Source organism: Haematospirillum sp. H1815 (assembly GCF_012102705.1).
GTDB lineage: Bacteria > Pseudomonadota > Alphaproteobacteria > Rhodospirillales > Rhodospirillaceae > Haematospirillum.
Genome location: NZ_JAAVTA010000003.1, coordinates 62,180 through 76,654 on the forward strand (window position 1 = coordinate 62,180; position 14,475 = coordinate 76,654).

The window sequence follows — 14,475 nt, forward strand, 5'->3', positions numbered from 1 at the left end:
AACACAGCACCCGGACAACCGCAACCCGTCCCATGACCCGGAAACAGGTCGAGGGGTTTTTCAGCACGCTACAGGCCATCAATCCAGAGCCAAAAGGGGAGCTGGAATACGTCAACCCTTATACACTGCTGGTAGCCGTTGCGCTGTCAGCCCAGGCAACAGATACCGGCGTCAACAAGGCAACCCGTGCCCTGTTCCAGCGTGTCGATACACCGGAGAAAATGCTGGAACTGGGGGAAGAAGGGCTGCGTCAACATATCCGGACCATTGGCCTGTTCAACACCAAGGCCAGAAACATTATGGCCCTGTCGCAGATTCTGGTCCGCGATCACAACAGCACCGTTCCCCGTAACCGGGACATTCTGGAAACATTGCCCGGCGTTGGCCGCAAGACAGCCAATGTCGTCCTGAATATTGCTTTTGGCGAACCAACTATTGCCGTTGACACCCATCTGTTCCGCGTTGCCAACCGCACAGGCATGGCTGCCGGCAAGACACCGCTGGCTGTCGAGAAGAAGCTGGAAACCGTCATTCCCGCCCGCTTCCGCCAGCATGCGCACCATTGGCTGATCCTGCACGGACGCTACACCTGCAAGGCACGAACCCCGGCCTGTGACCGGTGCTCGGTCAAGGAATGGTGTAACTGGTCAGAGAGAGAGGCCAAGGCCATACATGGAAAGGCCCGGTCGGCTTCTCGCTCAAGATCCTGACAGCTTGGCCGCATCACTCTCCGGTCAAGGAGCGGGGGAAAGATCAGGAGCGTGGATCAGGTCATCAGGCAAAGCCGCCACCTCTATCGCCCTGTCTGACAAGCGGGCGCTGTCGAATGCGCGCAGCTCGTTGACCCGTATAATGTTGCGCAAAGCTTGGGTATAGGCGGAACCACGCTCTGAATAGCGATGCAGGTAAGGAACCAGACTCATGCCTTCAGGCAATGAGCCAGCCTTCCGGGCGGAAGAACGGGCCAATCGAAACTCTCCATACGCACTATGCGTATTCAGGTTCACAACGTAGGACCGCACTGCGTCCAGAAGAGAGGGAAAAGAGGCAATACGCCAACCCGGTGCAATCGGGTCCGGGTGCTTCAAGCCGCGTGTAGAGGGTGTCCACTGACCAAACAAGGCATTACCCTGCATAGCAAACCGCGAGGTTCCCCAGCCACTCTCCTCAATAGCCTGAGCCAAGGCAATGGAAGGAGGCACAATATCCATCCGCTTCAGCAACTGTTCCATATTGACAACACGCATGCGATACTCGCGCGTCTTGTCTTCCAGCCACAACACATCATGGTCGCTGACTGGCATCCCCGCATTGTCACGTTCGATCAGCCTTTTCAGGCGGGTTCTGTCGCTTTCGATTTCCTCGTTAACGCGCAGGATAACCGGCAGCAACATACGCAGGAACAAGCTCTTGCGGCGTTCAACATCAACGTCGCGCATATCACGGGGAACAGACGGAGAGAAAACACGCGGCACAGCTGCAACACCGCTCCTCACGCCATCCAGACCGTAAGACAGTTCCTCATAGAGGGCATCAAGCCGTTCAGCACGCACATCAGCCGGTGTGGCCAGAGACGTTGGAACCGACGGCTTGCCAACAGGCAACAACAAGGCTGATGGAACGCGCGATGACAAGGAAACCCATGTTCTGGGAACCGATGACACCCCCGCAGAAGCAGATTCTGATACCGTACGCTCACCGCCTGTATGCAGACCCGCCACACCAGAGACCACCGCACTGTACAGGCCACCTACACAGGTAAACACAACACCCAACACAACAATGTTGAAGCGCCGACAGGATCGCTTCTGATACATACACACCTCTTTACCGGGGGCTGCGGCACGTTCAACACGCGAATGAAACGCAAAGATCCTCGGCGCCGCCAAGCCCTGAGCCGCAGGCATCGTACCTTTACGGCACAACACCAAACAGACCGGCCAACATGTGGTGGGAGATTCTCGCCCTTGCTTCAGGGCAGGTGAAACTCCCGTTTTGGTACGCCCTCTGGCCGGGATCTCTGGCCAAACGGGCACCGCACCGGGTTGAACACCGGCTGCACAGGGGCAAAACCGGATCATGACGCCATCACAGAGGCCCGCAGCAGCACCACAGTCCAAGGCATCGGAGGGGAAGCTAATATAAAGTAAAGCACCCTAGGTCAAGCGCCTGATCTAGACAAACAGGCAAAAGACAGGCCTGGAAGGACCTATCTCATTGATAAACAGAAGAACATGGAACAGAAATAAATTCTATATGACCCAAGTCAAAAGGCCCCTATTGGCACGATACAATCTGCCAATAGGGGCCGGACATCAATGATTCGGATATGCCAAACACCAGAATAACAGAACAAGATGTCAAAGAGATCAGGGTAACAAGGTCATATCCGGTCTCTTTACATAACGAAGATTATGAAACAGCCTCCACTGCCCTGACTTCAGGAATGAAATGACGTAACATGTTCTCAATGCCATGCTTCAGGGTCATTGTTGAACTTGGGCACCCTGAACATGATCCACGCATATGCAGATAAACCGTACCATCACGGAATGCGCGGAAAACAATATCACCACCATCGCGGGCTACAACCGGGCGCACACGAGTTTCAATCAATTCCTTGATCTGCTCAACCAATGCAGCGTCGGCAGGATCAAAACTTTCTTCTTCAACAGAATCATGCGTAACCGGGGCACCCGAGGTGAAGTGTTCCATGATGGCACCCAGCACAAGCGGCTTCAGAACCTGCCAGTCCCGCCCCTCACCACGCGTTACCGTCACAAAATCAGCCCCAAGGAAAACACCTGCAACACCTTCTATCGCAAAAAGACGGGTCGCCAGCGGAGAGTCCATGGCTTCAGACTCCTGCCGATAATCCGCGGTTCCTGAAGCCATAACAATCCTGCCGGGAATAAACTTCAGACTATCAGGATTGGGAGTGGATTCTGTCTGTATAAACATGGAAACCTCGGGCTTTTGGCAGTTGGAAGATCTCAGGGATCACAAGCATGCTGCCGAAGCTACACCATAATGATCCGGGTTGAAATAGGACTGCTCCAGTCCTGATGCAAGCCGGGAAAAAGAGCACAGGTTCGGTTCAGGTCAGGGCATCAATTGCATCATCCGTCATGGTACCAGGGACAATTGTGACCGGAATCCGCACAAGATGCGCCAACCGACCTGTCAGGGCAGATACCAGAGGCCCCGGCCCATCAGCGCCGGTTCCTGCCGCCAGAACCAGAACACTGATATTCGGCTTATCCCGAAGAAGCTTGAGAAGCTCCTCACTCGACTCGCCCTCACGGATCAATAAAACAGGCGCAGTACCGGAAATATGCTGAACGTCTGCAGCTATTTCGTTCAGGTGGCTGCTGGCCTGATATCGAAGCTCATCAGCCATACGCTCCCCGATCAGAGCATAATGCTGGATCTCACGCGGCTGTATGATACGCAACAGCGCAACCTGTCCATCTGTACGCCGCGCACGACGGCAGGCATAGCGCAGCGCAGCGCGCATTTCCTCGCTTTCATCCACAACAACCAGAAAAGTACGCCGTACACGGCCCTGTGCGCTGTCCCCCATCCGGGTTTCTCCGGCTCTCAGTTACGTCGAAAAACAAGGGCGGCAAACCACCCCGCGCTGGCCGCAGCCAGAATGGCAAGGACGCCATACAGAACAGCATGATCGTGGGCAAACAGGAAAATCTCGGCCCCCAATCCAGCCCGACTGATACTGAGTGGCGTAATTTCGGCACTGACAACACGCCGGTCACGGACCAGGTAAACTTCCACCATATAGGTGCCGGTTGGCACGTTGGAGGGAAACTGCAGCTCGGACCGGAACAAGCGGTTAGCCATGTGATCAATCGTACCAACGGTGGTCACATAGACCCCACGCTGAGCCTTCAAGCGAACCAGCGCCTGGCGGAAAGGCTCCGTCACATGTGCATCTTCGCTGACAGGATCAAGAACCTCCAGATTCAGGTAAGACAAACCGATCTGGTGCAGTTGTCGTACGCTGTCCGGCAGGATTTCCTCCAGTGGCGCGCTGGAGGCAACAAGATAAAAAGCTGGCACACTGTCAAAAACAACTGATTCGCCATTGATCCAGATTGGACCAGATTTTGTTTTGCGACGAATGACCTGCTGCTGCGGGGGACCACGCACCACCAAGACAATATCACCAGGGCCATCGGTAGCCCCGAACAGAAGCACATCAGTCCCGGAAAATCCGGCGTTGATAGCAACCAGATGCTTGGACAAATCAGCCACAACTGGCTGCTGACGGTTGGCATGACACACACCGGACGGAGCGGACAGAAGAATAAAAAACAAAAGACAACACAGGCGGAGTCTGGACATCAGCCTCCTCCACCAAGGATAAAAAGCTCCTCGGGTTCGACCATCAGATCAAACGCCAGACGAATACAGACGGCCAGCACCAGCAGTGCCAAAAGGATGCGCATCTGCTCGGCCTTGATACGGCTGCCGAAGCGGGCCCCGAACTGGGCGCCGGTCACAGCCCCAACAAGGAGTGTCAGCGCCAGCATGACATCTACGGTCTGGTTCAGCAGGGCTTGCAGGAAAGCCGTATTGGCACTGACAAAAATAACCTGGAACAGGGATGTGCCGATCACCACCTGGGTTGGCATACGCAGCACGTAAATCATGGCGGGAACGGCAACAAAACCACCACCAACCCCCATGATCGCAGCCAGAACCCCAACAAGTACTCCGACAAGAAATGGTGGAATCACAGAAATATAAAGCCGGGAACGATGAAACGTCATTTTAAGCGGAAGTCGGTCTGCCCAGTGACCAAGCTCTTCCTGTACGGCATCGCGAGGAACATGTCCCGGACGGCGGGCCCGCCAGGTTGCCAACAGGCTTTCGCCCAGCATAAGGGAGCCAATCGTACCCAGAAACACGACATAGCACAACGCAATAGCCAGATCGATATGACCAACAGACCGAAGCCAGCGGAACAGAAAAACCCCTATTCCTGATCCAACCAGACCACCAACAAGCAGAACCATACCCATCCGTACATCAACATTCCCCCGTCTCCAGTGCGCCATAACCCCAGCAACAGACGAAGCCACAATCTGGTTGGCACCGGTTCCGACCGCAACAGCAGGCGATACACCCAGAAACATCAGCAACGGGGTCATCAGGAAACCACCACCAACACCGAATAAACCTGAAAGCCACCCAACAACGATCCCGATCCCGAGAACGAGAAAAATATTCACCGACATTTCAGCAATCGGGAGATAGACCTGCATTCAGAGTCCCCGGTGTTCGCGAAAGTCTGCTGGAAAACAAGAACAGGATATTTCTTCTGTTGTACCCTGCCCCGCAGACAGTCACAGCAGAAACATCTGTAGTGAACGATAAAAGACCCCACACCTTGGGAAAGGCGTGGGGTCCGAAGACAAGAATGTTTCCCGTCAGTTAAGGTCGCAAGAACCCGACGGTATCGTAAACCTCATCGAGAATGGGACGTGCCAGGACAGAAGCCCTCTCTGCACCGTCACGCAGGACAGAGTCGATATAAGCCGGGTCAGCCACCAGTCGCCGCCATTCTGCGCTAACCGGGGCCAGCTCGGAAACCAGAAGGTCCGTCAGCATACCCTTGAACACGGCAAACGACTGCCCCCCGACATCGGCCAAGGCCGCTGCCTTGCTGATTCCCTTCAGGGCGGCAAAAATCGTCACCAGGTTGTCGGCCTCGGGCCGGTCGGCAAGTCCCGCCACAACCTCGGGCAAGGGATCGGGGTCCGTGCGGGCCTTGCGGATCTTCTGCGCAATGGCATCAGCATCATCCGCAAGATTGATACGTGAATAATCCGACGGATCAGACTTGGACATCTTCTTGGTACCGTCACGCAGGCTCATGACCCGGGTTGCCTCTCCCAGGATCAAGGGCTCGGGAACGGGGAATAAATCGACACCAAAATCGTTATTGAACTTGATTGCAATATCCCGGGTCAACTCCAGATGCTGTTTCTGGTCTTCCCCGACCGGCACATGCGTCGCCTTGTACAACAGAATATCTGCTGCCATCAGAGTTGGGTAAACATACAATCCGACAGAAGCATTTTCGCGATTTTTTCCGGCCTTGTCCTTGAACTGGGTCATCCGGTTCATCCAGCCGATACGGGCAACGCAGTTGAAAACCCACGCCAGCTGGGCATGACCAGGAACAGCGGACTGATTGAAAAGAATGGACTTCCCGGGATCAATACCAGCCGCGATATAGGCTGCTGCCAGTTCCCGGATAGAACGGTGAAGTTCCTTGGGATCTTGCCAAAGGGTAATGGCATGCTGATCAACAACACAGAACACACAGTCAGAGAAGTCTTGCTGTAGCGTTACCCAGTTACGGATTGCCCCAAGATAATTGCCCAAATGCAAGTTTCCGGTAGGCTGTGCGCCGGAAAAAATACGTTTCATCATACGATCCTGTTATCAAGAAGCAATCCTGCACCCAGTAGACCTGTCAGCAGGCGGATGGGATACCCCACACAGGGCACGCGATCAAGCACGGGGTTAGGAACGACGCAGGACCCGCAAGTAGGCCAGATCCTCACGCCGTACAGCGCCGCACAAGAAGGCAGCCAGAAAGAAGACAGCAAGGCCAGCCGCAATCTGCACCACCAGCACACCCCATGATAAAAGCGGGATAAACAAGGGAATGGCATAGCCCACAGCATAGACAACACCACCCATCAGGCTGGTTGCAATAAGGGTACGGGGAAGACGCTGCAACAGGCGGCGGTCCATGCGATAGTGCCCACGACGCCAGAGAACAATGCCCAAAAGCATGGCATTGACCGTACTGCTGACAGCCGTTGCCAGCGCCAGCCCAACATGGGCCATGATCTGCATCAGGACAAGGTTCAAAATCACGTTGATACCAAGCGCTACTGCGGCAATCCGGAACGGCATGGACGTATCACCACGGGCAAAGAAACCCGGGGTAAAGACCTTGACCAGAACATATGCCGGCAGGCCAAGGCAAAAGGCTGTCAACGCTGCTGCCGTTGCCTCTGTATCCGCAGCGGTGAAGGCCCCTCGCTCGTACACCAGGGCCACAATGGGCTCAGCCAGAAGCACAAGCCCCACCATGGCCGGCAGGGTCAACAGAAGGGACAGCTCCACCCCACGGTTCTGACTGTCCAAGGCTGCAGCCTCGTCTGAAGCGGCCAGCTGACGGGATAGAACCGGCAACAGGGCTGTTCCCATCGCAATACCAACCACGCCAAGCGGCAGCTGGTTCAGGCGGTCGGCAAAGTTGAGCCAGCTGATGGAACCTTCCGGCAAGAGTGAGGCGAGCACAACGTCAATCAGAAGGCTGACCTGATACAACCCTGCCCCAAAAGCCACAGGGACAATCCGGACCAGCAAAAGGCGAACCTTGGGCGACAGGGAAGGGCGGACCAGGCGGGGCAGGAACCCGGCTCTCCATGCAGAGTGCAACAACCACAAAAACTGGACGACTCCTGCCAAGGCCGTTCCCCACGCCAGGGCATGACCCGGCGTGGGCGTAAAATCCGACAACCAGACCAGTCCGGCCATGCTGACAACATTCAACAGGACTGGCGTTCCTGCTGCTGCAGCAAACCGGCCAAGGGAATTGAGAATCCCGGACAGAAGCGAACATAAGGAAACAAAGAACAAATACGAGAAAGTAATCCCGGCCAGATCAGAGGCCAGCTCATGCTTGCCCGGGATCTCGCTGAAACCTGGCGCAAAAACGTGCATGACCCAAGGCATGGCAATCATCATAAGGGCGCTGAACAGCCCCAGCACAAGTGCAAGAAAGGAGAAGACCCGATCGGAAAAAACCCGGGCCCCGTCTTCTCCCTCCTGCTCCAGCGTCGCCGAAAACAAGGGGACAAATGCAGCCGAGAAAGCCCCCTCGGCAAACAGGCGACGGAACAGGTTTGGCAGCTTCCAGGCAACATTGAAACAGTCCGTTACCATGCCGGCACCCAGGTAATGGGCAATCAGCGCCTCACGCGCCAGGCCTGTAAAGCGCGACAGCAAGGTGAAGAAGCCAACAATGGATACCGAACGGAGCAATGCCATAAAGCACAAACCTGCATCAGCGCAAAGACGGCGGAAGTCTAGGACAGGCCATCACCAAACACGAGACCAAATCCACCGCCCTTGATCCCACTGTTCCGGAAATCACGACCAGACAAGAAACAAGGGGGCCTCCGACACTCCGGAAGCCCCCCTGAGATATGGTAAACGCGAGAGTTCTTATTCGCGGTTCTGACCAAAGAAGCGGAGCAGCATCAGGAACAGGTTGATAAAGTCCAGATACAGGGTCAAAGCCCCCATAACCGACTTTTTCAGGGCCATGTCATTGCCATCCGCTTCCAGATACATTTCCTTGACCTTCTGGGTGTCATAGGCTGTCAGGCCGGCAAAAATGATCACCCCGACAACAGACAGCATCCAGTGCATGGCCGAACTGGCCAAGAAAATATTGACCACACTGCCAATGATCAGACCAATCAGGCCCATGGCCATGAATGCGCCCATGGCATCAAGGCTACGCCGCGTGGTGTAGCCATAAAGGCTCAGACCGGCAAAGGAGGCCGCGGTAATGAAAAACACGCGGACAATCGATGTCTCGGTATAGGTGAAGAAGATGCTGGCCATCCAGACACCGTTCAGGGCGGCATAAGCCCAGAACAGGGCCTGGGCCGTTGACGACTGGAGAGACGCAATCCGGAACGACATGAAGAAAGCCAAGCCAATAGAGACCAGCATAGCCCCCCATACCAGCATCGAGGGCTGCATGCCCTGCGGACCGGCGCTGAAGAAAACACTGCTCAGGCCCGTGTTAGCTACCAGCCAAGCCACAATCCCGGTCAGGGCTACGCCAGAAGCCATGTAATTGTAGACCCGCAGCATATAGGCGCGCAGGCCGGCATCAATCTCGGCGACGCCAGCGACCGAATCCGCCCGGGTCCAGGTGTTGCGGTTCTCAAGGTTCATGAAACCCTCTCTGAAAGACAAAAAACAAGCACTGTCCCTATGAATATGGCACGGAATTGGGGCAACGCAACAAGAACCGGACACGCCAGGTACGGTTTTCAGGAGCCAGGGGGCAAGCCCTGCTACCAACGGATCAGGGTTTTTCCCTACTCATGCCGAAGAACAACTGCGGGTTTCCCGCTCAGGGCCAGCAGCCCACTGGCAAGGCCACCAGCCAACACCAGGACCAACCCTCCACAAACAATGGCAAAGGTCACACCAGGCATAAAAACCCACTGAGCCCGCATCACATCCTGCAGAACAACGCGGGCCGCAACGGTCCCCACACCGGCAGCCACGACACCGGTTGCCACACCGGTCACACCATACTCCAGCATCCACACCTTCAGAAGGGTTGCCCGGGTTGCCCCCAGAACCTTGAGGATAACGGCGTCACGTACACGATCCTTGTGACCGGCTGAAATAGCCGCGGACAAAACAAGAAGACCGGCAATAACAGCCAAAGACGCCGCCAGACGGATGGCATACGAGGCACGATCCAGTATCGATGCGACACTGTCCAGGGCTTCCTTGACACGGATAGCCGAAACGGATGGCAAGGCACGGACAACAGCACGCTCCAGGGCATCCTCGGACCTCGGCGCGGCGTAAACCGTGGCAATCCAGGTCCGGGGCACACCTTCAAGGGCACGGGGGTTGAAAACAAAGGCAAAGTTCAGGGACAAGGTCGACCAGTTGATCTCCCTCAGGCTGCCGATCCGGACATCCATAGTCCGCCCCAGAATGCTGAATGTCAGGGAATCGCCCACACCAACCCCCAAACCGCGGGCAACATTTGCAGCGACAGACACCAGCGGTTCCCCGCCATAATCCTGTGGCCACCATGCACCGGCAACCAGAACCGATCCTTCCGGAGGATGGGCCGATGTGGTCAGGCCACGATCACCGCGCACCGCCCAGCGCACCTCCGGATCAACAGATGCTTCGTCAACCGGTTGCCCGTTGACAGCAACGATACGACCACGCGCCATATCCGCCATACCGGTAATACGGGCTGCGGGAACGGCTTCCACCTCGGCGCGGAATGCGTCCAGGTTGGCTGTCTGAAGATCGATAAAATAAAAGGCAGGAGCGGTATCCGGAATCCGTTCACGGATCTGCTGGTTGAGGTTCACCTCGATCAGCGCCACGGTTGCCAGAACAGACAGCCCAAGCCCTAGAGAGAGGACAACCGGAACCGTTGGCGCCCCCGGGCGACAGACATTGGCAAACCCCAAACGCAGGAGCGGTGCGCCACGAAGCACCACCCGGGATGCAAGCCAGATGACAACAGTGGCGGCAAGGCGGAACAAGCCAAAAGAAACCAGCGCACCGAGGACAAAGCCAATGGCAACATCACGACGTTCGGCTGACAGGATCGTCAACATGGCCAAGGCAAGCGCACACAGGACAATGACCGGAACCACCAGCCCACGGGGGCGGAAGGAAGAGTCCATGTGCACGCCACGAAACAAGGCTGCAGCGGGCACCTCGCGACACCGCGCCAAGGGCCAGAGGCCAAAAACGGCCGCAACCAGCAACCCGGCTGCAGCGGCCTGGAGCAAAGGAGCCGGCCAGACCCCCAAAGGCAACGCAACAGGAAACACGTCGGCCAGCAGGGAACCAACCACCGCAGGAACGGCAGCGGCAGCAAACATGGCGGCACCAACCGCACACAAGGCAAGGATGGAAACCTGTAACATATAGATGCGGAAAACCAGGGCAGACGATGCCCCAAGTGTTCGCAGGGTTGCGATCGTTGCCATGCGCGCCCCAACAAATGTGCGAACAGCATTGGCAACACCAATGCCCCCGGTCAGCAAGGCTGTCAGACCAACCAGGGACAGGAACAAGGTCACATTCCCCAGAACACGCCGCACATCGGGAGCAGCAGCATCCAACCCCCGCACCCGCCACCCGGAACCGGGAAAGGCTGCCTCCAGCTCCCGCTCTACACCCGCCGCGTCCAACGGCTGTGGCGTTTTCAGACGCAGGGCTGTGCGGACCAGGCTGCCAGGCATCTCCAGACGCGTGGCCTCCCATCCCTCCGGCGATACGATCACGCGCGGACCAAACGCCATAACCGAAGCAGCCCGGTCTGGTTCCTCCGTTATCAGGGCACGCAATTGCAAGGTTGTCTCGCCAAGATGGAACGAGTCTCCAACCTTTATGTCCAGCCGATGCGCCAAGGATGAATCAGCCACAGCCCCGAACAGGCCTGCCCGCGTGTCCAACAGGGCGGCAAGGGGTTCACCTGGCTCCACACCCATATCGCCATACAGGGGGTAAAGGTTATCCACAGCCTTCAGCTCCACCATGGCAATCTTGTCTGTCCCGACCGAGCGGGCCATGGCCCTCATTTCCCGTACCTCGGAAACAATCCCGTACTGTGCCAGAAACTGTCGCTGCTCCTTGCCGGGGTGGACAAGGCTCTGACGGACTTCGAGATCCCCCCCCAGCAGAGAACGGGCTCCAACAGATAGTCCGGCCTCTACGGCTGAACGCACGGAACCAGATGCCGCAATGGCGAAAACACCTAGGAACAAGCAGGCAATCATGACCCGTAAACCCTGCAACCCTCCGCGCAGCTCGCGGCGCGCAAACCGAAAGGCCAAAGACCAGAGCCTGATACTATCCTTGGCATACGGAGGGCTATCCTCAGGCATGGGACACCAGCCGCCCATCTTCCAGACGCACTGTGCGGTCACACCGTGCCGCTAGGGCAGGGTCATGGGTTACCAACATCAGGGACGTCCCGTTGCGGCGGCGATGGTCAAACAAAAGATCCATGATCATGGCCCCCGTTGCCCCATCTAGGTTACCCGTTGGCTCGTCGGCCAGCACAAGGTCCGGAGAGGTGGCAAAAGCACGGGCCAAGGCAACCCGTTGCTGCTCTCCCCCGGACAGCTGGGCCGGAACATGATGCAGGCGATGACCAAGCCCCACGGCCTGCAAGCCATCACGTGCCCGCTCGAAAGCCTCTGTTGAACCCGCCAGCTCCAGGGGAATGGCAACATTCTCCAGGGCACTCATTGTCGGAACAAGATGAAAGGACTGAAAGACAACCCCGACATGGTCGCGTCGGAACACAGCCAAGGCATCTTCGTCCAGCGGACCTATATCCTGCCCACAAATCCGCGCAGATCCCGACGTGATCCGCTCGAGTCCGGCGGCAACCATCATCATGGTCGATTTCCCTGAACCCGAGGGGCCGACCACCGCCACGGCCTCACCCTTGTCAATGCGAATCGAAACACCACGCAGGATATTGACCGGACCGGCAGGACCCTTCAGGCTGACATGGATATCGTCAAGCATGACGGATACTTCCCTTGACTGAAGGCCCGGACCGGACACCATGGCTCTTTTTCTCCGTATGTCTGCCATAGCCCGCGTTGCCGGGGCTGCTCTTTTCGCATATGCGGCAATACTGTCTCCTGTCAACGGAACAGGGCGTGCCGTCCACGCGGCAGACACAGGCGCAAGTTCATCACAGCCCAAGCTGATGGCACTGGGAGACAGCCTGATGGCCGGCTACAACCTGCCGCCCGGGCAATCGGTCCCCGACCAGCTGGCACGTCTTCTGGAAGAAAAGGGGATACCGGTCACCATGATCAATGCCGGTGTATCGGGAGATACCTCAGCTGGAGGACTGTCCCGCCTTGACTGGATGCTGAAGGAAAGCCCCAATATTGTCATGCTGGGTCTTGGAGCCAACGATGCCCTGCGCGGTATCAATCCAAAAGAGACACGGGTCAATCTGAACACGATTCTTCATCGGCTGCGCAGGGATAATATCGAGGTCCTCCTGCTTGGTATGCTGGCCCCCCCCAACATGGGCAAAGAATATGCAACAGAGTTCAATGCCATTTTTCCGGAACTAGCGGTCATGCACAGCATTCCCTTGGTTCCTTTCTTTCTGGATGGGGTAGCTGGGAACCCCGCTCTTCTTCAAGCAGACGGCATGCACCCGACAGAAAGAGGAACGGAAGCAATCGCACGCCATATACTTCCATGGGTTGAATCGCTCACATCTAAAAGAAAGGCTCCGCCGCGGGAAGGCATGGATAAAAGTCATCACTGATGGTCTATATTTTGTCTGCCCCGACAACAGGAAATGAGCAATGACAGATTATTATCCCCACTTCATACTCCATGAATAACAGTACATCGAACAGTTATTCATATGATCAGGTTATAATGAATCAAAATATTCGGACTGTTTATTTCGGAAAACTCAACACCATCTGGAAAAATCGAATTTTATTCTGTATAGTGTGCCTGTGGGAATTCCAAGAAACGGACTTCCCTGTCCCGGAGCACCTCCCGTAAGGGAAATAGAGGCCGGGGCGGAGTTCAGGACAATGGAGGCAGAAGGCCATGACTAGTCCTGTCGAACGTCTGCGCACAGCGGGCGCGCCATTCCCGCAGCCTCCCGTCCGCAGGGAAGATATTGAGGCTCAGCGGGTTCAGACGACAGAAAACATACAGACGGCCAGTGCTGACCGTTTCAGTGGAAACGGAGCTGACAGCGATGCCGGGTCAAACCGTCAGACGCCAGAAGAAGTGGCACTGCGGGTCCAGAGTCTTCTGGCCCGGGCCGACGATATCCAGCGCGCACGGGTCCAAGTCAGCTTGGCACGCGATGACATTGGAGATGTGGCCCGAGATACGCCCAGGACTCTGGCCGAGAATAGCCCCCGTAAAGCAGAAGCCGCGCTTGCGCGCATAGCCGAGGCCGGCAACGCCATACGCAAGGCCGCCGACTTGCTCGCCTCGGCCGCAGCCGGCTCGGGTGTGTCTGTTGACCTTGAATCCACCGTGCCGGCTGAAAGTGCGCGCCCGGTTTCGGTATCAGGTACTACCGCGGCTACTCCCGTAGTCTCTGAAGCTGACAAGGCGGCTGCACGGGCAGCAAGCGCCCTGAACGAAGCCTTGGGTGGACAAAGCCGAAGGCTGGAAATTGTTCCGGAGCCCGCACCGGCCGATATCACAACAGGTGCCAGCGAAGATTATTTCCCCTATGGCCTGCCCATACAGGACAGCGGGAATCCGGCTCCACAGTCGCCTCCTCCCAAGACAGAGGCCGAACTTGGCGCTGTTGTGGCCAAGGTCCTGAAGGATGCCAGCGCTGGTATCAAGCAGGGGCAAGCCGTGCTGGAGTCGCTGAGCAACGCTGTACCGCCGGAGCAGGACACACGTCGTGTTTACGAAACACGTGTCCGGCAAGCGGACCAAGCCTTAGGGGTTGCTGCCTTTGCCTTGGCACAGGCAGTGGTCCAAATTGGTGGTGGACAGGTGCAACCACAACGCAACACCTCAAATGCCAGCGGCAAGGCACGCCTTGACCTGAATATCTGAGACCAGGAACACGTATGCGTTCCACAGGAATGGCTTGGTAGCTTCAATGGCTCTGAGAAG

At 56.7% G+C, this 14,475-nt stretch carries 13 protein-coding genes; 3 read left to right on the plus strand and 10 right to left on the minus strand.

Annotated features, from left to right (window positions below):
- Positions 1 to 32: 32 nt before the first annotated feature.
- Positions 33 to 710 (plus strand): endonuclease III, encoded by a 678-nt coding sequence (nth, locus tag HEQ60_RS04095; RefSeq protein ID WP_168069772.1) that lies wholly within the window; start codon positions 33 to 35, stop codon positions 708 to 710.
- Between the two features lie 24 nt (positions 711 to 734).
- Here nth and HEQ60_RS04100 read toward each other — a convergent pair whose 3' ends face one another.
- The 10 genes from HEQ60_RS04100 to HEQ60_RS04145 form a co-directional block, all read right to left on the minus strand.
- Positions 735 to 1,817, minus strand: coding sequence for a glucosaminidase domain-containing protein (locus HEQ60_RS04100; RefSeq protein WP_168069774.1), 1,083 nt, complete (start codon positions 1,815 to 1,817; stop codon positions 735 to 737).
- A gap of 595 nt (positions 1,818 to 2,412) precedes the next feature.
- Positions 2,413 to 2,961 carry a NifU family protein gene (locus tag HEQ60_RS04105; RefSeq protein WP_168069777.1) on the minus strand — a complete coding sequence of 183 codons (549 nt, stop codon included), beginning with the start codon at positions 2,959 to 2,961 and terminating at the stop codon, positions 2,413 to 2,415.
- A 136-nt stretch (positions 2,962 to 3,097) separates the two neighbouring features.
- Positions 3,098 to 3,583, minus strand: coding sequence for a universal stress protein (locus tag HEQ60_RS04110; protein ID WP_168069779.1), 486 nt, complete (start codon positions 3,581 to 3,583; stop codon positions 3,098 to 3,100).
- 17 nt (positions 3,584 to 3,600) lie between these two features.
- Positions 3,601 to 4,362, minus strand: a complete 762-nt coding sequence (locus tag HEQ60_RS04115; RefSeq protein WP_168069781.1) for a TIGR02186 family protein — start codon at positions 4,360 to 4,362, stop codon at positions 3,601 to 3,603.
- Complete coding sequence (locus HEQ60_RS04120) at positions 4,362 to 5,285, minus strand: sulfite exporter TauE/SafE family protein (RefSeq protein ID WP_168069783.1); 924 nt, start codon at positions 5,283 to 5,285, stop codon at positions 4,362 to 4,364. The genes HEQ60_RS04115 and HEQ60_RS04120 overlap by 1 nt, the downstream gene beginning before the upstream one ends.
- A gap of 169 nt (positions 5,286 to 5,454) precedes the next feature.
- A complete protein-coding gene (gene trpS, locus HEQ60_RS04125; protein WP_168070074.1) occupies positions 5,455 to 6,456 on the minus strand; it encodes a tryptophan--tRNA ligase in 1,002 nt (333 codons plus the stop codon).
- A 96-nt stretch (positions 6,457 to 6,552) separates the two neighbouring features.
- On the minus strand, positions 6,553 to 8,094 hold the full coding sequence (gene murJ, locus HEQ60_RS04130) for a murein biosynthesis integral membrane protein MurJ (RefSeq protein ID WP_168069785.1): 1,542 nt from the start codon (positions 8,092 to 8,094) through the stop codon (positions 6,553 to 6,555).
- Positions 8,095 to 8,271: 177 nt separating this feature from the next.
- Positions 8,272 to 9,015 carry a Bax inhibitor-1/YccA family protein gene (locus HEQ60_RS04135; protein ID WP_168069787.1) on the minus strand — a complete coding sequence of 248 codons (744 nt, stop codon included), beginning with the start codon at positions 9,013 to 9,015 and terminating at the stop codon, positions 8,272 to 8,274.
- A 146-nt stretch (positions 9,016 to 9,161) separates the two neighbouring features.
- Entirely contained in the window at positions 9,162 to 11,720 is a 2,559-nt protein-coding gene (locus tag HEQ60_RS04140) for an ABC transporter permease (RefSeq protein WP_168069789.1), read from the minus strand.
- A complete protein-coding gene (locus HEQ60_RS04145) occupies positions 11,713 to 12,414 on the minus strand; it encodes an ABC transporter ATP-binding protein (RefSeq protein WP_245183753.1) in 702 nt (233 codons plus the stop codon). The genes HEQ60_RS04140 and HEQ60_RS04145 overlap by 8 nt, the downstream gene beginning before the upstream one ends.
- Between HEQ60_RS04145 and HEQ60_RS04150 the strand changes: the two genes are divergently transcribed.
- The gene (locus HEQ60_RS04150) at positions 12,413 to 13,138 is read left to right on the plus strand and encodes an arylesterase (RefSeq protein ID WP_245183754.1); all 726 of its coding nucleotides are present in this window, start codon (positions 12,413 to 12,415) and stop codon (positions 13,136 to 13,138) included. The genes HEQ60_RS04145 and HEQ60_RS04150 overlap by 2 nt on opposite strands.
- 296 nt (positions 13,139 to 13,434) lie before the next feature.
- Positions 13,435 to 14,415: a hypothetical protein gene (locus HEQ60_RS04155; protein ID WP_168069793.1), complete on the plus strand. Its 981-nt coding sequence runs from the start codon at positions 13,435 to 13,437 to the stop codon at positions 14,413 to 14,415.
- The last annotated feature ends 60 nt before the right edge of the window (positions 14,416 to 14,475 follow it).

What these genes read in the sequence shown, in the direction of transcription:
- nth (WP_168069772.1), top strand. Translation starts at nt 33, where the DNA reads ATGACCCGGAAACAGGTCGAGGGGTTTTTCAGCACGCTACAGGCCATC.
- HEQ60_RS04100 (WP_168069774.1), bottom strand. Translation starts at nt 1,817, where the DNA reads ATGTATCAGAAGCGATCCTGTCGGCGCTTCAACATTGTTGTGTTGGGT.
- HEQ60_RS04105 (WP_168069777.1), bottom strand. Translation starts at nt 2,961, where the DNA reads ATGTTTATACAGACAGAATCCACTCCCAATCCTGATAGTCTGAAGTTT.
- HEQ60_RS04110 (WP_168069779.1), bottom strand. Translation starts at nt 3,583, where the DNA reads ATGGGGGACAGCGCACAGGGCCGTGTACGGCGTACTTTTCTGGTTGTT.
- HEQ60_RS04115 (WP_168069781.1), bottom strand. Translation starts at nt 4,362, where the DNA reads ATGTCCAGACTCCGCCTGTGTTGTCTTTTGTTTTTTATTCTTCTGTCC.
- HEQ60_RS04120 (WP_168069783.1), bottom strand. Translation starts at nt 5,285, where the DNA reads ATGCAGGTCTATCTCCCGATTGCTGAAATGTCGGTGAATATTTTTCTC.
- trpS (WP_168070074.1), bottom strand. Translation starts at nt 6,456, where the DNA reads ATGAAACGTATTTTTTCCGGCGCACAGCCTACCGGAAACTTGCATTTG.
- murJ (WP_168069785.1), bottom strand. Translation starts at nt 8,094, where the DNA reads ATGGCATTGCTCCGTTCGGTATCCATTGTTGGCTTCTTCACCTTGCTG.
- HEQ60_RS04135 (WP_168069787.1), bottom strand. Translation starts at nt 9,015, where the DNA reads ATGAACCTTGAGAACCGCAACACCTGGACCCGGGCGGATTCGGTCGCT.
- HEQ60_RS04140 (WP_168069789.1), bottom strand. Translation starts at nt 11,720, where the DNA reads ATGCCTGAGGATAGCCCTCCGTATGCCAAGGATAGTATCAGGCTCTGG.
- HEQ60_RS04150 (WP_245183754.1), top strand. Translation starts at nt 12,413, where the DNA reads ATGGCTCTTTTTCTCCGTATGTCTGCCATAGCCCGCGTTGCCGGGGCT.
- HEQ60_RS04145 (WP_245183753.1), bottom strand. Translation starts at nt 12,414, where the DNA reads ATGGTGTCCGGTCCGGGCCTTCAGTCAAGGGAAGTATCCGTCATGCTT.
- HEQ60_RS04155 (WP_168069793.1), top strand. Translation starts at nt 13,435, where the DNA reads ATGACTAGTCCTGTCGAACGTCTGCGCACAGCGGGCGCGCCATTCCCG.